General features: G+C 68.0%; 24 protein-coding genes. 11 read left to right on the forward strand and 13 right to left on the reverse strand.

What is annotated here, in order from left to right; all coding sequences use genetic code 11:
- Positions 1-54: 54 nt before the first annotated feature.
- On the reverse strand, positions 55-849 hold the full coding sequence (locus AC07NC_RS01785) for a ComF family protein (RefSeq protein WP_494568424.1): 795 nt from the start codon (positions 847-849) through the stop codon (positions 55-57).
- On the opposite strand from AC07NC_RS01785, the gene AC07NC_RS01790 reads away from it, so the two are divergent.
- Positions 848-1,762: a methyltransferase domain-containing protein gene (locus AC07NC_RS01790; protein WP_494568425.1), complete on the forward strand. Its 915-nt coding sequence runs from the start codon at positions 848-850 to the stop codon at positions 1,760-1,762. The two genes, AC07NC_RS01785 and AC07NC_RS01790, sit on opposite strands and share 2 nt — an antisense overlap.
- A 20-nt stretch (positions 1,763-1,782) precedes the next feature.
- Here the strand turns inward: AC07NC_RS01790 and AC07NC_RS01795 are convergent, their stop codons facing one another.
- The 4 genes from AC07NC_RS01795 to AC07NC_RS01810 are packed head-to-tail and all read right to left on the reverse strand — an operon-like array spanning position 1,783 to position 4,722.
- Positions 1,783-1,962, reverse strand: a complete 180-nt coding sequence (locus AC07NC_RS01795; protein WP_008263592.1) for a Flp family type IVb pilin — start codon at positions 1,960-1,962, stop codon at positions 1,783-1,785.
- Positions 1,963-1,986: 24 nt separating this feature from the next.
- On the reverse strand, positions 1,987-2,400 hold the full coding sequence (locus tag AC07NC_RS01800; protein ID WP_292150940.1) for a (deoxy)nucleoside triphosphate pyrophosphohydrolase: 414 nt from the start codon (positions 2,398-2,400) through the stop codon (positions 1,987-1,989).
- The gene (gene argJ, locus AC07NC_RS01805) at positions 2,397-3,791 is read right to left on the reverse strand and encodes a bifunctional glutamate N-acetyltransferase/amino-acid acetyltransferase ArgJ (RefSeq protein ID WP_008260229.1); all 1,395 of its coding nucleotides are present in this window, start codon (positions 3,789-3,791) and stop codon (positions 2,397-2,399) included. Before argJ ends, AC07NC_RS01800 begins: the two co-directional genes overlap by 4 nt.
- Before the next feature lies 1 nt (position 3,792).
- Entirely contained in the window at positions 3,793-4,722 is a 930-nt protein-coding gene (locus AC07NC_RS01810) for a peptidylprolyl isomerase (RefSeq protein WP_447941623.1), read from the reverse strand.
- A 281-nt stretch (positions 4,723-5,003) separates the two neighbouring features.
- Between AC07NC_RS01810 and secA the strand changes: the two genes are divergently transcribed.
- Positions 5,004-7,853 (forward strand): preprotein translocase subunit SecA, encoded by a 2,850-nt coding sequence (secA, locus tag AC07NC_RS01815; protein WP_494568426.1) that lies wholly within the window; start codon positions 5,004-5,006, stop codon positions 7,851-7,853.
- Between the two features lie 58 nt (positions 7,854-7,911).
- Here secA and hemW read toward each other — a convergent pair whose 3' ends face one another.
- Together hemW and rdgB are read right to left on the reverse strand one after the other, a co-directional pair.
- Complete coding sequence (gene hemW / locus AC07NC_RS01820) at positions 7,912-9,072, reverse strand: radical SAM family heme chaperone HemW (RefSeq protein ID WP_494568427.1); 1,161 nt, start codon at positions 9,070-9,072, stop codon at positions 7,912-7,914.
- Positions 9,065-9,667, reverse strand: coding sequence for an RdgB/HAM1 family non-canonical purine NTP pyrophosphatase (gene rdgB, locus AC07NC_RS01825; RefSeq protein WP_494568428.1), 603 nt, complete (start codon positions 9,665-9,667; stop codon positions 9,065-9,067). Before rdgB ends, hemW begins: the two co-directional genes overlap by 8 nt.
- Before the next feature lie 460 nt (positions 9,668-10,127).
- Here rdgB and AC07NC_RS01830 point away from each other — a divergent pair, with 460 nt between their 5' ends.
- Genes AC07NC_RS01830 through AC07NC_RS01840 form a run of 3 tightly spaced genes read left to right on the forward strand, consistent with a single transcriptional unit; the run spans position 10,128 to position 11,643 of the window.
- Entirely contained in the window at positions 10,128-10,784 is a 657-nt protein-coding gene (locus tag AC07NC_RS01830) for a DUF2975 domain-containing protein (protein ID WP_492071969.1), read from the forward strand.
- Positions 10,785-10,807: 23 nt separating this feature from the next.
- Positions 10,808-11,047: a helix-turn-helix domain-containing protein gene (locus AC07NC_RS01835; protein ID WP_008258757.1), complete on the forward strand. Its 240-nt coding sequence runs from the start codon at positions 10,808-10,810 to the stop codon at positions 11,045-11,047.
- Positions 11,044-11,643 carry a Smr/MutS family protein gene (locus AC07NC_RS01840; protein ID WP_287927542.1) on the forward strand — a complete coding sequence of 200 codons (600 nt, stop codon included), beginning with the start codon at positions 11,044-11,046 and terminating at the stop codon, positions 11,641-11,643. The genes AC07NC_RS01835 and AC07NC_RS01840 overlap by 4 nt, the downstream gene beginning before the upstream one ends.
- A gap of 72 nt (positions 11,644-11,715) precedes the next feature.
- Here AC07NC_RS01840 and AC07NC_RS01845 read toward each other — a convergent pair whose 3' ends face one another.
- A complete protein-coding gene (locus AC07NC_RS01845; RefSeq protein ID WP_008261977.1) occupies positions 11,716-12,357 on the reverse strand; it encodes a TetR/AcrR family transcriptional regulator in 642 nt (213 codons plus the stop codon).
- 200 nt (positions 12,358-12,557) lie between these two features.
- A complete protein-coding gene (locus tag AC07NC_RS01850; RefSeq protein ID WP_008264369.1) occupies positions 12,558-14,393 on the reverse strand; it encodes a cation:proton antiporter domain-containing protein in 1,836 nt (611 codons plus the stop codon).
- Positions 14,394-14,548: 155 nt separating this feature from the next.
- On the opposite strand from AC07NC_RS01850, the gene AC07NC_RS01855 reads away from it, so the two are divergent.
- Positions 14,549-16,669, forward strand: coding sequence for a M13 family metallopeptidase (locus tag AC07NC_RS01855; protein WP_494568429.1), 2,121 nt, complete (start codon positions 14,549-14,551; stop codon positions 16,667-16,669).
- Positions 16,670-17,041: 372 nt separating this feature from the next.
- Here AC07NC_RS01855 and hisS read toward each other — a convergent pair whose 3' ends face one another.
- Positions 17,042-18,532, reverse strand: a complete 1,491-nt coding sequence (gene hisS / locus AC07NC_RS01860) for a histidine--tRNA ligase (protein ID WP_494568430.1) — start codon at positions 18,530-18,532, stop codon at positions 17,042-17,044.
- A gap of 155 nt (positions 18,533-18,687) precedes the next feature.
- Between hisS and AC07NC_RS01865 the strand changes: the two genes are divergently transcribed.
- Positions 18,688-18,837: a hypothetical protein gene (locus AC07NC_RS01865; RefSeq protein ID WP_494568431.1), complete on the forward strand. Its 150-nt coding sequence runs from the start codon at positions 18,688-18,690 to the stop codon at positions 18,835-18,837.
- A gap of 105 nt (positions 18,838-18,942) precedes the next feature.
- Here AC07NC_RS01865 and hslV read toward each other — a convergent pair whose 3' ends face one another.
- Positions 18,943-19,497 (reverse strand): ATP-dependent protease subunit HslV, encoded by a 555-nt coding sequence (hslV, locus tag AC07NC_RS01870; RefSeq protein ID WP_494568432.1) that lies wholly within the window; start codon positions 19,495-19,497, stop codon positions 18,943-18,945.
- 132 nt (positions 19,498-19,629) lie between these two features.
- Between hslV and AC07NC_RS01875 the strand changes: the two genes are divergently transcribed.
- The 3 genes from AC07NC_RS01875 to AC07NC_RS01885 all read left to right on the forward strand — a co-directional run bounded on the left by AC07NC_RS01875 (position 19,630) and on the right by AC07NC_RS01885 (position 21,309).
- Positions 19,630-20,040, forward strand: coding sequence for a BLUF domain-containing protein (locus AC07NC_RS01875; protein WP_494568433.1), 411 nt, complete (start codon positions 19,630-19,632; stop codon positions 20,038-20,040).
- A gap of 82 nt (positions 20,041-20,122) precedes the next feature.
- Positions 20,123-20,533, forward strand: a complete 411-nt coding sequence (locus AC07NC_RS01880; RefSeq protein ID WP_154725820.1) for a BLUF domain-containing protein — start codon at positions 20,123-20,125, stop codon at positions 20,531-20,533.
- A 38-nt stretch (positions 20,534-20,571) separates the two neighbouring features.
- The gene (locus AC07NC_RS01885) at positions 20,572-21,309 is read left to right on the forward strand and encodes a HesA/MoeB/ThiF family protein (protein ID WP_494568434.1); all 738 of its coding nucleotides are present in this window, start codon (positions 20,572-20,574) and stop codon (positions 21,307-21,309) included.
- A 3-nt stretch (positions 21,310-21,312) separates the two neighbouring features.
- On the opposite strand, the gene AC07NC_RS01890 is transcribed toward AC07NC_RS01885, so the two are convergent.
- Positions 21,313-21,564: a hypothetical protein gene (locus AC07NC_RS01890; protein ID WP_008262988.1), complete on the reverse strand. Its 252-nt coding sequence runs from the start codon at positions 21,562-21,564 to the stop codon at positions 21,313-21,315.
- A 119-nt stretch (positions 21,565-21,683) separates the two neighbouring features.
- Here AC07NC_RS01890 and AC07NC_RS01895 point away from each other — a divergent pair, with 119 nt between their 5' ends.
- Complete coding sequence (locus AC07NC_RS01895) at positions 21,684-22,889, forward strand: DUF6880 family protein (protein WP_494568435.1); 1,206 nt, start codon at positions 21,684-21,686, stop codon at positions 22,887-22,889.
- Here AC07NC_RS01895 and AC07NC_RS01900 read toward each other — a convergent pair.
- Positions 22,886-23,872, reverse strand: coding sequence for a 2-hydroxyacid dehydrogenase (locus tag AC07NC_RS01900; RefSeq protein ID WP_494568436.1), 987 nt, complete (start codon positions 23,870-23,872; stop codon positions 22,886-22,888). The two genes, AC07NC_RS01895 and AC07NC_RS01900, sit on opposite strands and share 4 nt — an antisense overlap.
- Positions 23,873-23,888 lie beyond the last annotated feature (16 nt).

Consider the following 23,888-nt stretch of genomic DNA (forward strand, 5'->3'; position numbering starts at 1 on the left):
TCCAGAATGATGCGCCAAGGGGCGTCGGGCGGCCGCGCCGCCCGTATTTGATGTCTACATAGTCAGTTCACGGGCGTTTCGCACCCGGGCGATGACGGCGAGATCCACCGCCCTGGCCCCGGCGTCGATCAGGGCGCGGGCGCAGGCCTCTCCGGTCGCGCCCGTGGTCAACACGTCGTCGATCAGAAGGATGCGCCGGCCCTTGATCCGCCGCCGACCGATCTCGCTGACGACGAACGCCTTTTTGACGTTCAGCCGCCGTCCGCGCCGGCTCTTGCCGCCCTGGCTGGTCGTGTGGGTCCTGCGCGTCAGGGCGTCGGGCAGATAGTCGAGCCGGGCGTGGCCGGCCAGAGGCCTGGCGATCTCCGCCGCCTGGTTGAACCGCCGCGACAACAGGCGAAACGGGTGCAGCGGGACGGGGACCACGGCGTCGGCGTCCTGGATCAGATCCGTGGCGGCCCGGCCGATCCAGCGCGCGAACAACGGGGCGAACTGCTGCTGGTCGCCGTGTTTGTAGCGCAGGATCAGACTTCGCGAGTGGTCGTCATAGACACAGGCCGCCCTGGCCCGCGCAAAGACATAGGGTTGGGCGATGCAGGCGGCGCAGCGGGTTTCGGCGAAGGCGCCGCCGTCGAATTCGAAGGCCGCGCCGCAGCCGTCGCAGACCGGCGCGTCGAGAAATTTGATCCGGTTCCAGGCGTCGGGCGTCAGACCGGCCGCCGCCGTCGCCTCGCGGCTGTCGTGAGCCAGGGGCGGCAGGACGAGATCCGCCAAACCACGCCCCACGTCGCGCAACTGACGCCCCGCCCCTTCCCAGGCGCGGCGCCAGCCCCCATCCTGCATCATCATGACCGCCTCCCCCGAAGCAACGTCCGCATCCTCCAGCGCCCCGCCCCGCATCTTCGACGCCCGGCGACGCGAGGCCCGTCTGGCCCGTGCGGCCCATCGACTGGGCCAGGCCGACTTCCTGCACGTCCGGGCGGCCGAGAATGCGGCGGGCAGCCTGGAGGCCATCCTGCGCGACTTTCCGGTCGCCGTCGATCTCTCGGCCCATTCCGGCCCGTTCGCCCAGGCCCTGGCCGCCAGCGACGCCGCCGGCCGGGTGGGCGTCGTCGCCAGCCCCACGTCGCGCGCCGAGCGGGCCGCGCCGGGCGCCGCCGCCCTGCCGCTGGACGAGGGATCGACCGATCTGATCGTCTCCCTGCTCAGCCTGCACTGGGCCAACGACCTGCCCGGCGTCCTGGCCCAGATCCGCAAGGCCCTGAAGCCGGACGGCCTGTTCATCGGCACCCTGTTCGGAGCCGGCACGCTGAAGGAGCTGCGGTCTGTCCTGACCGAGGCGGAGCTGGCCGAGCGCGGCGGGGCCCAGGCGCGGGTCTCGCCCTTCGCCGACGGCTATGACGGCGCCGCCCTGTTGCAGCGCGCCGGCTTCGCCCTGCCGGTCTCGGACGTGGATCGGTTCACCGTCCGCTATCCCGACCTGTTCGCCCTGGTCCGCGACCTGCGGGCCATGGGCGAGACCAATGTGCTGGACGGGCCGATCCGCTCGCTCAACCGCGCCGTGATCGCCCGCGCCGCGTCCCTGTACGCCGAACGCCACGGCGACGCCGACGGCCGCATCCCCGCCACCTTCGAGATCATCCATCTGGCCGGCTGGAAGCCCCACGAGAGCCAGCAGAAGCCGCTGGCGCGCGGCTCCGCCAAGGTCCGGCTGGCGGATGCGCTGGGCGTGAAGGAGATGACCGGCGACGAGATCGACTGACGAACGTCTCCGGGTTTGCTTCAGCGGTTCAGGGCGTCCGCGATCTTTTGCATGGTCTGATTATAGAGACCGCCGTTCGATGCGCCCAGCGCATTCAGCCCGCCGAGAATGGCGACGAAGATCAGGCCGCAGATGAGGCCGTATTCGATGGCGGTCGCGCCCCTGTCGTCATTCAGGAACCGGGCGGTGAAACGTCGCATGGCCGGCCTCCTGGTCGGCGGTGATCAGAGCAGGTCGCGCAACCAGGCGACCAGAGGTTCGTCTGCCGGCGGCATGGGATAGGCCGACAGCTTGTCCGGCTTCACCCAGGCCAGGGCGTCGTGTTCGCGCGCGGCGACCACGCCGTCCCAGCGGCGGCACAGATACAGTGGCATCAACAGGTGAAAGGAATCGTAAGCGTGGCTGGCGAAGACGAAGGGCGCCAGGCAGGATTCGCTGACCTCTATGCCCAGCTCCTCGCGCAGCTCGCGGATCAGGGCCGCCTCGGGCCGCTCGCCCGGCTCGACCTTGCCGCCGGGAAACTCCCACAGCCCCGCAAGGGACTTGCCCTGCGGCCGTTTGGCGATCAGCACCCGCCCATCGACATCGATCAGGGCGACGGCGACGACGAGGACGGTGGGAAGCGGCGTCTCGGTCACGAACGATAATCGCCGTTGATCTCGATATAGCCCTTGGTCAGGTCGCAGGTCCAAACCGTGGCCGAGGCCCGGCCCGCGCCCACGTCGACGGTGATGTCGATCTCGGGGTTCTTCATGTAGGCGGTCATTTTGGCCTCGTCGTAGGTCGGGGACGGGGCGCCGTCGACGGCGGCGACATTGGGGCCGAACCGGATGCCCAGCCGGTCGCGGTCCACCGGCTCCTCGGTCTTGCCCACGGCCATGACCACCCGGCCCCAGTTGGCGTCCTGACCGGCGATGGCGGTCTTGACCAGGGGGCTGTCGGCGATGGACTTGGCCAATTTTCTGGCTGACGCGGGGCTGGCGGCGCCGTCCACCGTCACCTTGACGAACTTGGTCGCCCCCTCGCCGTCGCGCACCAGCTGGTGCGCCAGGTCCAGCATCACCTTGTCCAGGGCGACCGAGAAGCTCTTCAGGCGACGATCCCCGACCCGGCCGATGCGCGGCGCGCCCGAGGTTCCGGTGGCGAACAGCAGGGCGGTGTCGTTGGTCGAGGTGTCGCCGTCCACCGTCACGCTGTTGAAGGTGGTGCGGACATGCAGGCCCAGCAGGGCCTGAAGCACGTTCGGATGGATGTCGGCGTCGGTGACGATGAAGGCCAGCATGGTCGCCATGTCCGGCGCGATCATGCCCGACCCCTTGGCGATCCCCGCGATCCGGACCTTGTAGCCCTCGATTTCGGCCTCGGCGTAGGAGCCCTTGGGGAAGGTGTCCGTGGTCATGACGCCCCGCCCGGCCCGGGCCCACTGCTCGGACGGATGGATGTCGGCGTCCAGGCGGCTTTCGATGTCGGGCAGTTTGGAGACGATCTTCTTTTCGTCCAGCACCACGCCGATGACCCCGGTCGAGGCCAGCATGACGTCGCGCTGGCGACAGCCGAACCGTTTGGCGACCTCTGAGGCGGTGCGGCGGGCGGCGTCGGCGCCGGCCTTGCCGGTGAAGGCGTTGGCGCAACCGGCGTTGACCACCAGGGCGCGCACGTCCTTGCCGCCGTCCGCCCCGCCCAGCGCCTTCTTGCACCAATCGACCGGGGCGGAGCCGATCTTGTGGCGGGTGAAGACGCCGGCGCAGCTGGTGCCCCGCGCGAACCGGAACACCACCAGGTCGTCGCGCTCGTGCTTGTAGAAGCCGGCTCGGGCGGTGGCGATCTCGACCCCGCCGATGGGCGGGATGGTGGGAAAGGGCACGGCCAGGGGCGACACGGCCAGACCCGGCTTTCCGGCGGCGGGCGCGGGGGCTGAGGCGGGCTCGGCCGGGCGGGTGGCGCGTTTCAGGGCCGTGGCGAACGGATCCAGGGCTTTTTCGAACGCCTGTTCGATCTTCTGGCCGGTGGTCGAGGGGGGCTTGTTCATGTCAGGCGGCCGGGGCGGGGGCGGAAGTCGGGGAGGGGGCGTCGGCGGGCGGAGGAGCGCTGGGAGCGGCGGGCGGCGGGGCGGAGGCCGGCTCCTCGTTTCGCCCGGCGGTTTCGCCCGCCAGCAGGACGTCGACCTTGGCCTTGCCGCGCAACTGCTCCAGCAACTGCCGCACGCCCTCATAGGTCAGGTAGCGGACGATCTGGGGCCGGGCCTGCTCCAGGGTCGGCGGGCTTTCCTTGCGCCGGTCCTCGACCCGCAGCACGGCCCAGCCGCCTTCGGTCTGGAACGGACCGACGGTGGACCCTGCCGGTTTGTCGCGCAGGGCGCCGGCATAGGCCTGGGGCATGACGTCCAGGGTCGAATAGCCCAGGTCGCCGCCTGAAAAGCGCGTCGCCTCGTCCACCGACCGCTCCATGGCCACGGCCTCGAAACTGGCGCCCTGGCCCAGGATGCCGATGACCGCCTCGGCCTCCGGCTTGGTGCGCGACAGGATCAGGCGGACGCGGATCTCCTCCGATGTCTTCGCCAGCCGCAATTGCTCATTGTACAGGGTCTGGACCGCCTGGTCGGAAATGGCGCCGTTGACCACGCTCTCCACCAGCATGTCGCCCAGGATTCGTTCGCGGGTCGCCTCGAGGCGGCGCTGGGCCAGGGGCGAGGCGTCCAGGCGACGGCGCTCGGCCTCCTTGGCGAGCAGTTTCTGATCGATCACCTCGTCCAGCACGCGCCGGAACAGGTCCGAGGTCACGTCCAGCGGCTCGCCCTCGCCCACCAGCCCTTGGGCCACCGCCTCGCGCTTGACGTCCGAGGCCCAGACGGTCTCGTCCTGGACCCGGGCCACCGGCCGGTCGCCCGGCTCCGGGGCCTTGTCGTCCCCGCCGCCGCGCGAACAGGCGGCGACCGTCAGGACCGCAGCCAGAAGCGCCATGGAAAACAGGCCGAAAGGTCGCCGAAATGGGGTCAAGAGGGCGCTCCGTAGAAGGCGGCCGAAAGCCCCTCGCGTTGACAGGGGTTAGGCCGGTGCTTAAGTCCCGCCTGCGCCCAAGTCGAGGGGTTTTGATCGTCTGCGCGGCCCTTCGCGCGCGCCAGTTCCGGCGCATCGGGGCCGCCACCGGTTCGGGCCCCTCTCGCGGCGTCCGTATCGCCGCCCCTCACGGGATTTCCAGAGCCGCTCAGCTCGCAGACGCTCGACCGCTTACCGGATCCAATATGCTCGGCTTCGCCAAGAAACTTTTCGGCTCTTCCAACGACCGCAAGGTCAAGGCTTTCCAGGACCACGCCCAGCGCATCAATGCGCTGGAGCCCAAGTTCGCCGCCCTGTCCGACGACGAGCTGCGGATGATGACCGACGCCTTCCGCGACCGGGTGGCCAATGGCGAGACCCTGGACAAGATCCTGCCCGAGGCCTTCGCCGTGGTGCGCGAGGCGTCCAAGCGGGTGCTGGGCCAGCGTCAGTATGACGTCCAGCTGGCCGGCGGCATGATCCTGCACGAAGGCGGGATTGCGGAAATGCGGACCGGCGAGGGCAAGACCCTGGTCGCCGTGGCCCCCGTCTATCTGAACGCCCTGCCCGGCAAGGGCGTCCACGTCATCACCGTCAACGACTACCTGGCCCGCCGCGACGCCGAGACCATGGGCAAGGTCTATCGCTTCCTGGGTCTTGAGGTCGGGGTCATCGTCAACGGCCTGAGCCAGGGCCAGCGCCAGGCGGCCTACGCCGCCGACGTCACCTACGGCACCAACAACGAGTTCGGCTTCGACTATCTGCGCGACAACCTGGTCTATGACCGACGCGAGATGGTGCAGCGCCCGCACAACTTCGCCATCGTCGATGAAGTCGATTCCATCCTGATCGACGAAGCGCGGACGCCTCTGATCATCTCGGGCCCGACCGAGGACCGTTCGGACCTGTACAAGATCCTCGACGGCCTGGTGAAGGAGCTGATCAAGGACAAGGACACCTTCGAGCTCGACGAGAAGCAGAAACAGGTCCTGCTGACCGAACTGGGCTCGGAGCGGATGGAAGAGGCGCTGGAAAGCGGCGGCCACTTCGCCGCCGACACCACCGGCCTGTACGACGCCGCCAACATCAGCCTGGTCCACCACACCAACCAGGCCCTGCGCGCCAACACCCTGTATCAGCGCGACAAGGACTATATCATCAAGGGCGGCGAGATCGTCCTGATCGACGAATTCACCGGCCGGATGATGACCGGCCGCCGCCTGTCGGAAGGCCTCCACCAGGCCATCGAGGCCAAGGAAGACGTCAAGATCCAGCCCGAGAACCAGACCCTGGCCTCGGTCACGATCCAGAACTATTTCCGCCTGTACCAGAAGCTGTCGGGCATGACCGGCACCGCCGCGACCGAGGCCCAGGAGTTCGGCGACATCTACAAGATGGACGTGCTGGAGGTGCCGACCAACCGGCCGATCCAGCGCAAGGACTATGACGACGAGGTCTATCGGACCCACGCCGAGAAGAACCAGGCCATCGCCAAACAGATCGCCGAATGCCACCTGGCGGGTCAGCCCATCCTGGTCGGCACCGTATCGATCGAGCGTTCGGAACAGCTGTCGGATCTGCTGAGCAAGTTCGAATACAAGGTCGAGGTCTCGCGCAAGCTGAAGCCCCAGTACGAGGGCAAGGCGAAAGAAGCCGAGAAGATCGGCGACGCCGCCTATGACATCCAATACGAGACGAAGCTGCGCGGCATCCCGCACTCCGTCCTGAACGCGCGCCAGCACGAGCAGGAGGCCTATATCGTCGCCGACGCCGGTCTGCCGGGCGTGGTGACCATCGCCACCAACATGGCCGGCCGCGGCACCGACATCCAGCTCGGGGGCAACCTCGAGATGAAGATGCAGAAGTGGCTGCTGGAACAGCGCAACATGGCCGTCGAGGTCACGCCCGAGATGGAGAAGGCCCAGGAGGCCCAGTACAAGGCCGACATCGCTGTTCAGAAGAAGATCGCCCTGGACGCCGGCGGTCTGTTCGTCCTGGGCACCGAACGCCACGAGAGCCGCCGGATCGACAACCAGCTGCGCGGCCGCACCGGCCGTCAGGGCGACCCCGGCACCTCGAAATTCTATCTGTCCTGCGAGGACGACCTGCTGCGCATCTTCGCCGGCGACCGTCTCGACTCGATCATGAAGACCTTTGGCGTGGCCGAGGGCGAGGCCATCACCCACCCCTGGCTGAACCGCGCCATCGAGACCGCCCAGAAGCGGGTCGAGACCCGCAACTACGACATCCGCAAGAATCTGCTGAAATACGACGACGTCGTGAACGACCAGCGCAAGGCCGTGTTTGAGCAGCGCCAGGAGTTCATGGACTCCGAGGACCTGTCGGAACTGGTCGGCGACTTCCGCCGCGACGTGGTGTCCGACCTGGTCGAACGCTACATGCCGCCCAAGGCCTATGCCGAACAGTGGGACATCGACGGCCTGGACGAAAAGGTCCGCACCACCCTGGGTCTCGAACTGCCGCTGCACGACTGGGCCGCCGAGGAGGGCGTGTCGAACGAGGAGATCGAGGAGCGGCTGCTGGCCGCCGCCGACGCCCGTGCGGCCGAACGGCTGGAACAGATCGGCGCGGCCCAGACGCGCGGTCTCGAAAAGCAGTTCATGCTTCAGATGATCGACATGCAATGGCGCGAGCACCTGGTCCACTTGGACCATCTGCGCGGCGTCATCGGCCTGCGCGGCTACGGCCAGCGCGATCCGCTGAACGAGTACAAGACCGAGGCCTTCTCGCTGTTCGAGAACCTGCTGTACGACCTGCGCCACAATGTCACCCGCTGGCTGATGACGGTCGAGTTCCGCTTCCAGCCGCCGCCGGAAATGCCCGAGTTCCAGGAAATCCACCTGAACCCCGGCACCGGCGAGAACGAGATGGCCAATCCGTCGGCCCAGAATCCCGAAGGAACCCTGATCGGCGACGACCGCTCCAAGCTTCCGGTCGAAGCCCTGCCGCCCGGCTGGGAAATGACCGGCCGCAACTCGCCCTGCCCCTGCGGCTCGGGTCGCAAGTTCAAACACTGCCACGGGGCGCTGGTCTAAGCGCATCCAACCGACGTGATCGCAAAGCGGGCCCGGATTTCGATCCGGGCCCGCTTTCTTATGTCAGCAACGCCTTCAACACCCCGTCCAGCACGGGCCGTCCGCGCGGCGTGGCCACCAGGCGATCGCCGCTGAGTTTCAAAAAGCCGTCGGCGATCAGATCCGCCGTCGGCGCCGCGTCCGCTGACCGCCCCAGGTCCGCCAGCAGCCCGACCGGCGCCCCCTCGACCGTACGCAGGCCCAGCAGCAGGCGCTCCTCGGCCGCCCCGGCGGCGTCCAACCGCTCCGTCTCCGTCCAGGGCGTCCCCGCCCCGACTCCGGCCACATAGTCGGCGATCCGGCGGTGGGCGACCGTCGCCGTTCGCACGCCGTCCAGGGTCAGCCGGCCATGGGCGCCCGGCCCCAGCCCCAGATAGTCGCCGCCGCGCCAGACGTGCAGATTATGCGCCGACCGCGCCGCCACGCCCCGGGCATGGTTCGACACTTCATAGGCGTCGAACCCGGCCGCCTCCAACACCGCCTGGGTCGTCTCATACAGGGCGGCGGCGGCGTCCTCGTCCGGCGGGATCAGGGTCCCGCGCGCCAGGGCCCGCCCGAACGCCGTCGTCGGCTCCAGGGTCAGCTGATAGGGCGAGACGTGCTCGAACCCCATGTCCAGGGCCGCGCCCAGCTCCGTCGCCCAGTCGGTCGGGGTCTGGTCCGGCCGGGCGTAGATCAGGTCGATGGACAGGCGCGAAAAGGCCCGCCCGGCCAGATCAACCGCGCGCCGCGCCTCGGCCGCCGAATGATCCCGCCCCAGGAACCGCAGCGCGGCGTCGTCCAACGCCTGCACCCCCATCGACAGCCGGTTGACCCCCGCCCCCGCCAGGGCGGCGAACCGGGCCGCCTCGGCGTCGGTCGGATTGGCCTCCAGCGAAATCTCGATCGCGCCCGCCGGGGGGAACAGATCGCACGCCTGGGCGATGATCCGGGCTGCGGCCTCGGGCGCCATCAGCGAGGGGGTGCCGCCGCCGAAGAAGATCGACGCCAGCCGGCGCGGTCCGGTCAACGCGCGCTGCGCCCGCATGTCGGCCAGGATCGCATCCACCAATCCTGCCTGTTCCTCGATCCGCCCCCGGTCGCGCACGACGTTGAAGTCGCAATAGGGGCAGATGCGCGAACAATAGGGCCAGTGGACATAGAGGCCGACGTCCGTTCCTGGGGCGAGGAAATCAGTCAATCAAAGCGGCCCGCAGCTTGGCGAAGGCGCGGGTGCGGTGGCTGATCGCCTCCTTGGCCGCCGGCTCCATCTCGCCGAAGGTCAGGTCGCCGCCCTCGGGAATGAAGATGGGATCATAGCCGAAGCCCCGGTCGCCGCGCGGCGGGAAGGTCAGACGGCCGTGCACCTCGCCCTCGACCACCACGCACGGCCCGTCCGGCCAGGCCACGGCCAGGGCCGAGGTGAACCAGGCGGCGCGGTCCATCGCCCCGATCTCCTCCAGCCGGTCTTCGACCTTCTTCATCGCCACGGCGAAATCCTTGCCCGGTCCGGCCCAGCGGGCGGAGAATATGCCCGGCGCCCCGTCCAGGGCCGCCACCGACATTCCCGAGTCGTCGGCCAGGGCGACCTCGCCTGACAAGGCGGCCGCATGACGAGCCTTCAACATGGCGTTGCCGGCGAAGGTGGTCTCGGTCTCGTCCGGCTCGGGCAGATTCAACTGGCCGGCGGTGAGGATCTCGTAATCTTCACCCAGCAGGGCGGCGATCTCCGGAACCTTGCCGGGGTTGTGGGTGGCGGCGACGATCCGCATCCCTTTGAAAAGCTTGAGAGTCATCGATTATCACGGCCCTGAAACAGTCTATTGCCAAAGTTTAATATCGTTAAACGATATGTAACGTGCTTTTTAGCAGCGCACGGCCTATCTATTGATCGTCAGGAACGGGGCCGCACCGTTCAGGACTTCCGGAAAATCCGGAACGATCATGCGGATAATAAACCAAGCGGGTGATTATCACCCAAACAGGAACAACGGAGAACCCTGATGCATACGATGAACATGTCGCTCTGGCTGGACAAGGTCTGCGCCGCTTTCGTCAACACGGTCCTGATCGCCGCCCTGCCGACCGCCCTGGTCGCCATTCTGGTTCAAGCCCTCTGATCGCGCCCAAGTCCAGCCCTGTATCGATCACGAGAGCTTTGACGACCTTGACGAAGACCGCGATGTATAGAGCTGCGCGCGGGTTCGCCGGACCCCGCGCAGCCGTCGCGCCCTTCCCTCCGGCCTGAGACCGACCATGCGCCTGCTCCCGCCGCGACATCCGCTGAAGCGAGGCGAGGCGCCGAGTCCCAAATGGCTGACCCCGAAATGGCCCGCTCCTCGCTGGCTGCGCGCCATGACCGCGCCGCTGAAGGCCCCGTTCCGCGCCCTGGGCCCGGGTTCGGTCTCCAGCGTGCTGAAGGTGGCGCTGGACGTCGCCTATATCCTGCTCTGGCTCATCACCGGCCTGCTGTTGTTGCTGCTGGTCGCCGCCGTCTTCATTCCCCTGGACAATGTGAACATCACCGTCAGCGGCGAGTCCGGCGGGCGACAGCTGCCGCTGACCCGTATGCTTCTGCTGTTCGGCCTGGGGGCGGCCACCGCCTATTTCGGCGGCTTCATGCTGATCCTGCGCAGCCTGCGTCGGATCTTCCGCACCTTGACCATGGGCGACCCCTTCCATCCCGACAATGTCCGCCGTCTGCGCCAGATCGGTCTGACCCTGGCGGTCGTGACCGGCGGCGTCTGGCTGGCCCAGGGCTTCGTCGCCGCCCGTCTGGCGCCCGGCGTCATGGACCCCCAGGGGCTGGGTGAACTGCTGACCCCGATCTTCTCCGTCCTGATCGTCTTCGTCCTGGCGGAGGTTTTCCGCGAGGGGGCGCGCCTGCGCCGCGAATCCGAACTGACGATCTGAGCCGTTTCCAGTAGGACTTCCCCATGGCCATCCGCGTCCAGCTTGATCGCGTCCTCGTCGAACGCCGCATGTCGCTGACCGAACTCGCCGACCGGGTCGGGGTGACGGTGGCGAATCTGTCGATCCTGAAGACGGGCAAGGCGCGCGCCGTGCGGTTCTCGACCCTCGACGCCCTGTGCCGCGAACTGGACTGTCAGCCCGGCGATCTGCTGGTTCACGAACCCGGTCCGGGCGACGCCTTCGACGACGACGCCGAGGCATGAAGCGCAAGGGCCCCGGCCGTGACGAGAACGGGCTGACGCCCGAGGACCGTCGCATCTGGAGCCGCATCACCGGCACGGTCGCCGCCCCGCGCAGCCGCAAGGCCGCCCGCGTCACCCCCGGCGCCGAGGCTCCGGCCCATGTCGTGGTCGCCCCGCCCGAGCATCCGCGCCGCCTGCCCAAGGTCTCGCCGCAACGCAACCTCCCGACCGCCCCGCCGGTCGACTCTCGCCCCCCGGCGTCCCGCACCGCCGCCTCGCGTGTCCGCTCCGCGCCCGAGGATCTGGAGCCGCGCCGCAAACACCGGCTGTCGCGCGAGCGGGACCCCATCGAGGCGCGCATCGACCTGCACGGCTTCGGCCGGTTCGAGGCCGAGGATCAGCTGCAGGCCTTTCTGACGTCGTGCCAGGCGCGGGGCATGCGGGCGGTCCTGGTCATCACCGGCCAGGGACGGCTGGGGGGCGGGGTGATCCGCGCCTCGTTCGGGGAATGGATGCAGTCGCCGGGCCTGCGCGGCGTCGTGTCCGGCTTCACCGTCGCCCACCAGAGGCACGGCGGCAACGGCGCCTTCTACGTCACCCTGAAGCGTAAGGCCTGAGCGCGGAACGCCGGGCATGAAAAAGGCCGGGACCGCGCGGCGGCCCCGACCTTTTCAGGCGCTTTGATTGGATTATTTGGCGGACAGCGCGCCAGCCAGGATCACGTCGATCTGCTTGCCCATATGGTCGGACAGGGCTTGAGCGTCCCATTCGTCATAGGCGGCGCGGCGGTAGTTCGACAGATAGGCGTCCCAGATCAGCTCGACCAGCAGGCGGATGTCGGCGTCCTTGTTCACCTCGCCCTTGGCGACGGCTTCCTGGAGGATGCCGCCGATCGCCAGCAGCAGGTTCTTGGTCGCGGCGCGGGCGCGCATCTCGGCGGCCAGGGGCTGGAACCACGACCGGGCGACGATGGCCTGGAACAAGGGCAACTGGTCCAGCGAGGAGTGATAGCCGGCGCTGAGGGCGCCCAGCAGTCGCTGGCGAACGGGTTCGCCCTGGGGCGCGCCCGCCTCGACCACCTCGGCCAGGCGGGTCATGTCCTCGGTCAGGACGGCTTCGAACAGTTCGGCCTTGTCCTGGAAGTTGGCGAAGACCGCCCCGGTGGACATGCCGGCGCCCTTGGCGATGTCGCGGATCGTGGCTGGCTCATAGCCGCGCTCGGCGAACAGGGAGCGGGCGGCGTCCAGAACCTTCTGGCGCGTCCGGACCTTGGCGGCCTGACGGCGGTTCAGGCGGGGAGCGGCTTCGGTCGAGAGAACGGTATCGGTCATGAAATCAGGCTTTTACTCTACGCATTTCGGAAGCCCTGACGGCCCGAAGTTGACTGGGTCAGTCGCTTAGACCGCGAGGCGAGACGTTATGTTGCTTCGCCCGCCAACCGCGCGATGCTGAAGCAGGGCTTGCATCACGGAACCATGACGAAAATGGGTCGCAAAAGCTAATGTCGCGGTTAACAGCCCGATTTCTAAGCTTAACTGTTATGGTTACCTGTCCCAATCTGAGGCATTCTCAACGCGCGGGTGGTTCTACTGCGTCCTCCGGCGGGTATGGCGGCCTGGAAGGTCCGGCGGAACTGATCCCGCTTCTCGTGGATCGAGGCCAGAACCAAGCCCATGGGCACGCCCAGATCGACCAGGGTGTTCTCCGCCAGCTGCAGGCTGGCCTCGGTCGTTTCGGGCACCGCGTCGGTGACGCCCAGCGCATAGAGGCGCGCCGCATGTTGGTCGTCGCGGGCGCGAGCGATGATGATCAGGTCGTCGCGCAAGGCGCGAGCCGTGGTCACCACCTCGTCCACCTTGGTCGGGGCGTCCATGGTGACGATCAGGGCGCGGGTCGACAGGACGCCGCAATGCGCCAGCATCTCGGCGCGACCCGCGTCGCCGTAGAAGACGTCGAATCCGTCGCGACGTCCCGCCGCCACGGCGGCGGCGTCGGTGTCCAGGGCGATGAAGGCCTGGTCGTGTTCCTTCAGCAGCTCCCCGATCAGTCGTCCAACCCGGCCGAAGCCGACGATGATGACGGCGCCGTCGGCCTGTTCCGGCGGGGCTGCGCCCTCGGGCGTGGTCGGCAGGGCCGGCGCCTTTTCGCGCGACAGCCTCTGGCCCAGCAGGGCCAGGAGGGGAATGGAGAAGATGCTCAGGGTCGCCGACAGGGCCACGGTGCTGGTCAGGGCCGGCGGGGCGATCCCCTCGACCATGCCGGTGGCGAAGACCACGAAGGCGAACTCGCCCGCCGGCGCCAGGACCAGGGCGGTCTCCAGCGCCGGGCGCGCGCCTAGGCCCCACAGGCGCGCCAGGCCGAAGATGACGCCGGTCTTGACCACGGTGATGGCCAGGGCCAGGCCGAACAGCAGGACCGGATTGGCCGCGACCGCGCCCAGGTCCAGGCCCAGGCCGACCCCGACGAAGAAGACCCCCAGCAAAAGACCCTTGAACGGTTCGATGGAGACCTCGACCTCGCGCCGGAACTCGGTCTCGGCCAGAAGCACCCCGGCGACCAGGGCGCCGATGCTCATCGACAGGCCGCTGGCCTGGGCCGCCAGTCCGGCGACCACCACGACCAGCAGGCTGGCGGCGACGAACAGCTCGCCGCCCTGCGCCGACTTGCGCGCCTGGGCCACCGAGCGGAACATCGGCCGCAGCACCACACGACCCATAAGAACCAGCAGGCCCAGGCCGATGGCGGCCGGCACCAGGGTGAACAGCGACCGTCCCAGAACCGCCGGATCCAGCGACCCGCCCGCCTGGGCGACTGCGGCCATCACGCTGACGGTGATCAGGATGGGCGCGACCGACAGATCCTGGGCCAGCAGAATGGCGAAGGTCGACCGACCGACCGTACCCTTCAGCCGCCCGCTTTCGGCCAGGACCGGCATGACGACCGCCGTCGAGGACAGGGCCAGGCCCATGCCCAGCACCGCCGCGCTGACCAGGCTCTGGCCCAGCAGCACGAACAGGCCCGCCAGCACCAGGGTGCAGACGACGACCTGCATCAGCCCCAGGCCGAAGACCAGCCGCCGCATGGCGCGCAGCCGCTCCCACGACAGCTCCAGCCCGATCATGAACAGCAGGAAGGCGACGCCCAGTTCCGACAACTGCGCCAGCTGAACCGGATCGCTGATGGTGAAATAGGAGAGCCAGGGAAGCGTGTCCGAAAACCGCGCCAGCCCGCTGGGCCCCAACACCACCCCGGCGGCCAGAAAGCCCAGAACCGGACTGATCTTCAGCCGATTGACCAGGGGCACGATCACCCCCGCCGCCGCCAGGAAGACCACCAGATCCTTGTAGTCTGCGCCGTGCCCCTGCATTCGCCCTCCGTATCCCCGGCATGTGACCCGGAACCGCCGTCCCTGGCGAGACGTCGCGACCGTTTCATGAACTTTTTTTAAGGCGACAGCCCCAACCTCGGGTCTAGGGTCCGCTCCGACCTGCCCGCTCCAAGGGTGGAACCTAGGATACAGTGATGAAAAGACTGCTTATCGCCGCCGCTGTCGGCGCCCTTTTGGCGCCTGCCGCCGCCTTCGCCCAGGACATCGACCACGACCACGCCTGTATCGACGAGACCTGCTCGATCGTCTCGCTGTTCTCGGGCGAGGAGACCGCAGCCGGCTGGCAGGGCGTGGACGCCCCCCGCTACGGAACCTGGGGCTTCGATCTGAACGGCCGCGACACCTCGGTGAAGCCGGGCGACGACTTCTTCCGCTACGCCAACGGCGCGGCCTTCGACAAGCTGGTCATCCCTTCGGACCGCACCAGCTACGGCTCCTTCGCCCTGCTGCGCGAACTGTCGGACAACCGGATGAAGGAACTGGTCACGGGTCTGGCCGCACGCACCGACCTGACGCCCGGCTCGGATGAGGCCAAGGTGGCCGACGCCTATCGGTCCTACATCGACCAGGCGCGCATCGATCAGCTGGACGCCCAGCCGCTGCAACCCTATCTGGCCGCCATCCGCGCCGCCGACAGCCATGAGAAGATGGCCGTCTACATGGGCCAGACGGTCGGCCGTTTCGGCGGCTCCTTCTTCGGCACCGGCATCACCATCGACGCGAAACAGCCGACCCGCTACGTCGTCTCGACCGGTCAGTCGGGCATCGGCCTGCCCAACCGCGACTATTATCTGGACGCCCGCTACGCCGACAAGAAGCACCTTTACACGACCTACGTCGGGCAAATCCTGGCCATGTCGGGTTGGGACAAGCCGTTCACCACGGCGGCCGAGATTGTGGAGCTCGAAACCAAGATCGCCGAGGCGCACTGGACCCCGGTCGAGAACCGCAACCGCGACAAGACCTATAACGAGGTCACCATCGCCAAACTGACCCAGGATGCGCCCGGCTTCGACTGGCAGGCCTATTATGATGCGGCCGAACTGGGCGGCGTGCCCCGCCTGATCGTGCGCCAGGACACGGCCATGCCCAAGATCGCGGCCCTCTACGCCGAGACGCCGATCGAACTGCTCCAGGCGTGGGAAGCCTTCCACACCGCCGACGACATGGCCCCCCTGCTGTCGCAAAGGTTCTCGGACGCCCAGTGGGGCTTCCGCGCGCGCGATCTGTCGGGCCAGCCGGAACAGCGCACCCGTGAGAAGCGCGCCATCTCCTTCGCCGAGGGTTCGCTGGGCGAGGCGACGGGCCGGCTCTATGTCGCCCAGTATTTCCCGGCCGAGTCCAAGGCCAAGATGGAAGACCTGGTCGCCAATCTGCGCACCGCCCTGTCGCACCGCATCGACAACCTCAGCTGGATGGGCGACGAGACCAAGGCGGCGGCCCAGGAGAAGCTGCGGAAATTCACCGTCAAGATCGGCTATCCGGACAAGTGGCGCGACTATTCCGGCCTTGAGATCCGTGCAGACGACCTGGTCGGCAACGCCGAGCGGCGCGGTCTGTTCGAGTGGAACTACGACCTCGCCCGTCTGAACGACCCGGTCGACAAGACCGAATGGGGCATGACGCCGCAGACGGTGAACGCCTACTACAACTCGGCCAATAACGAGATCGTCTTCCCGGCCGCCATCCTGCAACCGCCCTTCTTCGATCCGAACGGCGACCCGGCGGTCAACTACGGCGGCATCGGCGGCGTGATCGGCCACGAGATCGGCCACGGCTTCGACGACCAGGGCTCCAAGTCCGACGGCGACGGCGTGCTTCGCAACTGGTGGACGCCTGCGGACAAGGCCAATTTCGAAGCCCTGACCGCCCGTCTGGGCGCGCAATACGCCACCTACGAACCGATCACCGGCTACACCATCAACCCCGGCCTGACGATGGGCGAGAACATCGGCGACGCCTCGGGCGTGGCCGTGGGTCTTGAGGCCTATCATCTGTCGCTGGCCGGAAAGCCCGCCCCGGTGCTGGATGGAACGACCGGCGACCAGCGCTTCTTCTACGGCTGGGCCCAGGTCTGGCAGTCGAAATATCGCGACGAGGCCCTGAAGCAGCAGGTCGCCACCGATCCGCACTCGGCCGCCCAGTTCCGGGTCATCGGCCCGCTGCGCAACGTCGACGCCTGGTACGACGCCTTCGACGTCGAGCCGGGGACCAAATACTATCTGACGCCGGAAGAGCGCGTCCGCATCTGGTAGGCGGCGCCCATTCGAGAACGGAAAAGGCCGGGGTTCGCCCCGGCCTTTTTCATGGCGGACGCCTCGACAAATCGCCCCGGAAACCTCGAGACCACATCGAAATAGTCTACATATTGTCCATGGCGCGGGCGGCTCCAGGCGCGAAAAAGCCCGCTGCGGGGGATACATCGCAGCGGGCTTTCGCGCTCTTTGAAGAGCGGACGTTTCCTCCCCGAAACGCCTTCGAGTGCTGCGCGCTTGAGCAACGCTTGCCCTCGAGTGAGTTCATTTGGCCTATCGGACCCTGCGGCGTCAACGCACGTATCGGGCGGAGTCGAACTTTCTTCGACTTATCATTGATAAGTCATATTTCGCGCAAGTTATTCTCGAAGCTTATTCGATAATAGCCTTGATCGCAGCGATCAGGCCCTCCCGAGGGATCTTCATCTGGCCCGGACGCTCGGCCTTCCAGGCGTCGTTGTCGGTGATGGCGGCGGCCGCGGCGCGGCCGGCGTCCAGGTCCTTGATGGTGACTTCGCCCGCCGCAATCTCATCGCCGCCCAGGATGACGACGGCCGGAGAACCGCGACGGTCGGCGTATTTCATCTGGGCCTTCATGCCCGCACGGCCCAGATAGAGCTCGGCGGCGATACCGGCGGCGCGCAGTTCGGCGACCGCGGCCAGATAATGAGCCATGTCGTTGTCGGAAAAGACGATGACGACGACGGGGCCGCGCACGGCGTCTTCCGCCCCGCGGCCGGCGGCGCGCAGGGCCGAGGCCAGGCGCGAGACGCCGAAGGAGAAGCCGGTGGCGGGCACGCTCTGGCCGGTGAAGCGGGCGACCAGATCGTCATACCGCCCGCCGCCGCCGATGGAGCCGAACCGGACCGGACGGCCCTTGTCGTCAACGGTGTCCAGCAACAGTTCGGCCTCGAACACCGCGCCGGTGTAATATTCCAGCCCACGCACGATGGTGGGATCGAACTTCACCGCCTCCTGGCCGACCCGCATGGCGCCCAGCGCCCGGTCGATGGCGGCCAGTTCGTTCAGCGCCGCTTCGCCCGCCGCGCCCAGGTCGCCCGAACGGGCGACGGCGTCCAGGGTCTCGGCTCGTGACAGGCCCGGCGTATTGGCCGAGGCCAGGAAGGCCTCGATGGCGCCGGTCACCCTGGCCGGAAGGCTTGCGCCCTTGGTGTAGTCGCCGGAGTCGTCCAGCCGGCCTTCGCCCAGCAGTTGGACGACGCCGTCCCAGCCCAGCCGGTCGAACTTGTCGATGGCGCGCAGGGCCGTCAGCCGCTGGCCCGCCTCGGTCACGCCGCCGGCGTCGAACAGACCGTCGAACAGCTTGCGGTTCGAGACGCGGATCTGGGCCTGGCCCGCATCAAGGCCGGCGGCGCCCAGACCCTCGCAGGCCATGGCGATGATCTCGGCGTCGGCCTCGGGCCGGTCCGAACCCACGGTGTCGGCGTCGCACTGCCAGAACTCGCGGAACCGGCCCGGGCCGGGCTTCTCGTTGCGCCACACCGGCCCATAGGCGTAGCGGCGGAACGGCTTGGGCAGGGTCTCCCAGGTCTGGGCCGCGAACCGGGCCAGAGGGGCGGTGTGGTCGTAGCGCAGCGCCATCCAGTCGCCCGGCTCGTCCGAGCCGGCGTCGTCCTGGAGCGCGAAGACCCCCTCGTTCGGCCGGTCGGCGTCGGGCAGGAATTTGCCCAGGGCGTCGGCGTATTCGAAGGCCGGGGTCTCCAGCGGCTCGAAGCCCCAGCGCTCATAGACCTCGGACACGCGCGCGACGATGCGGCGCTCTGCGGTCAGGTCGCGGCCGCGCTTGTCGGCGAAACCGCGCGGATTGCGGGCGAGGGGTCGAAGGGGGGCGTCATCGGTCATGGCGCGCGCTTAAGCCAAGGGGGAGATGATCGCAACGTATCGCCGGCGGCGGCGCAGGGAGCAGACACCCGTGAATCGCAGGCAGTCTGTTGTTCCTGCAAAGAAAACCGGATCGCGAAGGAACAAAGGCGAAACGCTGTCCGTTGTTTCGCGCCATGACCCCACACGCCGTCCTCGTCTCCAAGACCTGCATCACCTCCGATCGCCGGACCATCCGGTGGTGGGAATGCGAATTGGTCGATGAAGACGGCGCCCGACGCATCCGCGAACAGGCCTCCTTCTCCATCGGCGAAGCCCGGTCCTGAGCGTCGTCCCAGGGCTATCCGGTCGAGGAGGCGTCTTTGCCCGGGGCGCGGACCTCAAGGCCTTGGGCCTCGTCGCCGACGTGATCTGAGCCCGTCGCGGGCCGATCAGGGCTCCAGCGTCTCCACGGTCAGATTGCCGTTCGTATAGACGCAGATCTCGGCGGCGATCTTCATGGCCTTGCGGGCGACGGCCTCTGCGTCTAGGTCGGTCTCCTCGATCAGGGCGCGGGCGGCCGACAGGGCGTAGTTGCCGCCCGAGCCGACGGCGGCGACCCCGTGTTCAGGCTCCAGCACGTCGCCGACGCCGGTGACGGTGAAGATCGACGACTTGTCCGCGACCAGAAGCATGGCCTCCAGCCGGCGCAGATAGCGGTCGGTGCGCCAGTCCTTGGCCAGGTCGACGCAGGCCCGCGCCAACTGGTCCGGATACTGCTCCAGCTTGGCCTCCAGCCGTTCGATCAGGGTGAAGGCGTCGGCTGTGGCGCCCGCGAAGCCGGCCAGCACCTTGCCGCCCGCCAGGATCCGCACCTTGCGCGCCGCGCCCTTGACGATGGTGGGCCCCATGGAGACCTGACCGTCGCCCGCGATGACGGTGCGGCCGTTCTTGCGCACCGCCAGAATGGTGGTGCCGTGCCAGTCGGGAAAATTCGATTGAGTCATGATCCGCAGATGGCGCGACGGGCCTCGTCGATCAAGAGCGCGCGACGCTGGATAGCGTAGTCATATTTATACCCATGTTTCTCTTATAACGCGCCATCCTTGACCGGAAGATCCGACATGGGAGATCGAAAATTGCTCTATCGTGTGCTTCTCGTGAGTGAAACAGTCGCGGCGGTTGAACGCTCGCCCTCGATGCTGGCTGACATTCTCGGCGCGTCTGAACGCAACAACCGTCGCGACATGATCGGCAGCGCCATGATGTTTCATGAGGGTCAGGCCGCTATGATGCTGGAAGGCATGCGCGCGGACCTCGATCGGTTGATCGCGCGCCTTCTTTCGGACGGTCGTCACCGAAATCTCAAGATCGTCGAGGATCGCCCCATCGTGCACCGTCGTGTGGCCGAGCCGGTCAAGCTCAACGCCATGTCGCCTCATCAGGCGGGCGAATATCTGGGCGGTCGCCGACTGGACCAGCTCGCCGCCTCGGTGCTGGAGCGGCTGTTGTCCTGCGACGGATTGCGTGTCTCGAGCTGTGCGGTCTGACGCCTTTCCTGCGTGTTTCGTTAACTCTATGGCATTACTTCGGTCCTTGTGGCTGTAAATTGTAAAAGCGTAAGAGTAATCAATGAGTTTGTTCCGTATTGTCTATGTCAGCGACGCCGTGGGCGACGCGGGCGTGGGCCTGCTGCCCCTGATCGACATCATCGGCGCGTCGGACCGGAACAATCGCCGGGATCATGTGACCGGGGTGCTGATGCGCCACGACGGCCGGTTCTTTCAGGCCATTGAGGGCGCGCGGGTCGATCTGGATCGGTTGATGGGCCGGCTGCGCGCCGATCGACGCCACACCAATATCCGCATCCTCGCCGAGCTTGTGATCGATCAGCGCCTGTTCCCGGGTTGGGCCATGGCCCAGACGGACGCGTCTCCGGGGCTGGAGCGCCTGCTGGCCGAGGGGCTGGATCATCCGAGCGTGAGCGCGAGCGCCGACAGGATCGTGTCGGAGGCGAGCCGGAGCCTGGCCGCCGTCTCCTGAGGCCTCGCGCCCAAGCCTGCCGCTCGTTAGAGAAGGGCATGGTTTTCTCTGAAGACGAAGTCGAACGCTACGCTCGCCATCTGGTCCTGTCCGAGATCGGGGGGCCGGGCCAGCAGGCCCTGAAGCGCGCGCGGGTGCTGATCGTCGGGGCCGGCGGCGTGGGCGCGCCGGCGGCCCTCTATCTGGCGGCAGCCGGCGTCGGGACGTTGGGTCTGATCGACGACGACGTGGTGGGTTTGTCGAACCTGCAGCGCCAGATCGCCTTTTCCACCCCCGAGGTGGGCCGGCCCAAGGTCGAAGCGGCCGCCGAACGCCTGGGCGGGCTGAACCCGCATGTGACGATCCAGACCTTCGCCGAACGGCTGACGCCGGACAACGCCGCCGATCGGATCGACGGTTTCGACATCGTGCTGGACGGGACCGATGATTTCGAGACCCGGCTGATCGTCAACGCCGCCTGCGTGGCGGCCGGCAAGCCTTTGGTCTCGGGCGCCCTGGGGAGATGGAGCGGCCAGGTGGGGGTGTTCGCCGGTCGGCCCTGTTACCAGTGCCTGGTGCCCGAGATCCCGCCGGACGCCGAGACCTGCGCCCGTGTCGGCGTGGTCGGCGCCCTGGCGGGCGTGGTCGGATCGATGGCGGCGCTGGAGACGATCAAGCTGATCACCGGGGCGGGCGAGGCTCTGGCCGGGCGGCTGATGCTGTACGACGGTCTGGCGGCGATGGCGCGGACGGTGCGGGTGACGGCCGACCCCCAGTGCCCGGTTTGCGGCGGCTGAACCTCAGGCGGCCGTGGCGAAACGGACGTCGGCCAGATCCAGGTCCGGGATGGGCGGGGCGAAGCCCAGGGCGGGGTTGCTGAGCACCGTCACCAGCCGCTCGCCGCAATACAGATAAAGGGTCTCGAACCCGACCCAGGTCCGGGCGAGCTCGGCCAGAGCCTGATTCGCCGCCGAGTCGTCGGTCGCGCCCAGAACACAGATGTCACGCACCGGAACGCCCGGCAGGTTGACGATACAATAGTAGGAGTCCAACGCACGCTTCCTCAGACAGGTCGCCGGAAACGAAGCTCGCTCGCGGCGGTTCCTCCCCTGCCCGTGGTTTTCGACAGCCGTGTGAGTCCGGTTCGACAGACTTGTGAAAAGGAGACCCGATGGCCCGACGCCCCGCCTCGCCCAAACGTCTGAACGCCGCCAGTCTGGCGTCCCTGGGGGCGGATCGGCTGGGCGAGCTGTTGATGCAGGCGGCGGACGGCGACGCCTTGCTGAAGCGTCGTCTGCGGCTGGTGCTGGCGGCCGAGGCGGGGGTCGAGCCCCTGACGGTTGAGCTGGACAAGCGGCTGACGGCCCTGGCGTCTGCACGGGCGCGGGTGTCCTGGCGCAAACGGCCGGACCTGCTGCGCGACCTCGACATGCTTCGCAGCGCGGTGGTGGAGGATCTGGCCCCGACGGCGCCCGTCGCCGGGCTGGACCGGTTGATCGCCTGGTTCGATCTGTTTCGCGGTCTGACCTTGCGGGTCAAGGATCCGCGTGGCGAGATGACGGCGGCGTTCGAGGCGGCGGCTCCCGAGCTTTGGACGGTCGCCCAGGCGGCCCTCATGGATCCGGCGGCGATGGAACGTCTGGCCGCCGCGATCGAACGCCATCCGCTCGACTACGCCCGCTGGATCGGCGCGGCGGGCGAGGCCCTGACGCCGGAACTGGCGCGGGCCGTGCTGGCGGGGCTGGACACCAGTTCGGGCGTCCGCGGCGCGCGCACGGCGATCCGGCGACTGGCGGACCGGGCCGAGGATCTGGATCTGTGGCTGTCCTTGGTCACACCGGACGAACAGGGCTCGCCGGACTTCGCGGCGGCGGCGGCGCGGCGGCTGCTGGCCGCCGGTCGGATCGCCGAGGCGCGCCAGGCCCTGGAGGCCGCGCTGAAGCCGTCGGCCGCGAACCGGCGCTTCACCTTCGGTCGGTCGCCCGCAGCGGGCCCGCCGCCCCTGACCCCCGCCTGGGAGGCGGCCTCCATCGACCTGCTCGACGCCGAGGGGCGCAAGGCCGAAGCCCAGGACCTGCGCTGGGTCCTGTTCGAACGCGACCTGTCGGCGCCGGCCCTGCGAACCTATCTGTCCCGCCTGCCGGACTTCGACGACGTCGAAGCCCTGGACCGCGCCCTGGCCCACGCCGCCGCCTATGCCGATTTCGAGACCGCCCTGGGCTTCCTGATGGACTGGCCCGCCCACCGCGAGGCCGCCGCCCTGGTCGAACGCCGCATCGGTCAGGTCCGAACCCATTTGCCGATGAAGGCCGATTGGGCCGCGCGGCTGGCGCAGAAATATCCGGAGGCGGCCGAACGGCTACTGGCCGCGCCCTAGAGCATCGCCGGAATGACCCGGTCCGGCGGGCGGTGGCTGTTCTGGTAGGTCATGACATTGGCGATGACCCGGTCGCCCATGTCCTGGCGCGCCTCCAGCGTCGCCGAGCCCAGATGGGGCAGCAGCACGACATTGGGCTGGCCCAGCAGGCCGGGGTGGATGGCCGGCTCGTTCTCGAACACGTCCAGGCCGACGCCGGACAGGGACCGGGTCGCCACGGCCTGGGACAGGGCCGCCTCGTCGATCAGATCGCCGCGCGCGGTGTTGATCAATATGGCGTGGGGCTGAAGCCGGGCCAGGCGTTCGGCGGACAGCAGATGATGCGTGTCCTTCGTCGCCGGGCAGTTCAGCGAGACGATGTCCATCCGCGCCAGCATCTGGTCCAGATCGTCCCAATAGGTCGCGCCCAGTTCCTCCTCGATCAGGGCCGAGACGGGCTTCCTGTTGTGGTAATGGACCTGCAGGCCGAAGGCCCTGGCGCGACGGGCCAGGGCCTGGCCGATCCGGCCCATGCCGACGATCCCCAGCCGCTTGCCCCACAGTTTGCGGCCGCACATCCAGGTCGGGGTCCAGCCCTCGAACCGCCCCTCGGCCACCACCTGGGCGCCCTCGACGATGCGGCGGCTGACGGCCAGGATCAGGCTCATGGCCAGGTCGGCGGTGTCCTCGGTCAGGACGCCGGGGGTGTTGGTGACGATGATGCCGCGCGCCACGGCCGCGTCGATGTCGATATGGTCCACCCCTGCGCCGAAGTTGGCGATCATCTTCAGCTGATCGCCTGCGCCATTGATCAGGTCGGCGTCGATGACGTCGGTGATGGTGGGGACCAGAACCTCGGCCCGCTGAACCGCCGCCTGAAGCGCCGCCCGGTCCATCGGCTGGTCCTTCAGGTTCAGCTCGGCGTCGAAAAGCTCGCGCATCCGCGTCTCGACCGCGTCGGGCAGGCGTCTGGTTAATACGACCTTAAGCTTGCGGACGGACATTGCGGGCCTTGGTTAG

The sequence above is a fragment of the Brevundimonas sp. GW821-FHT10A07 genome (assembly GCF_059415785.1).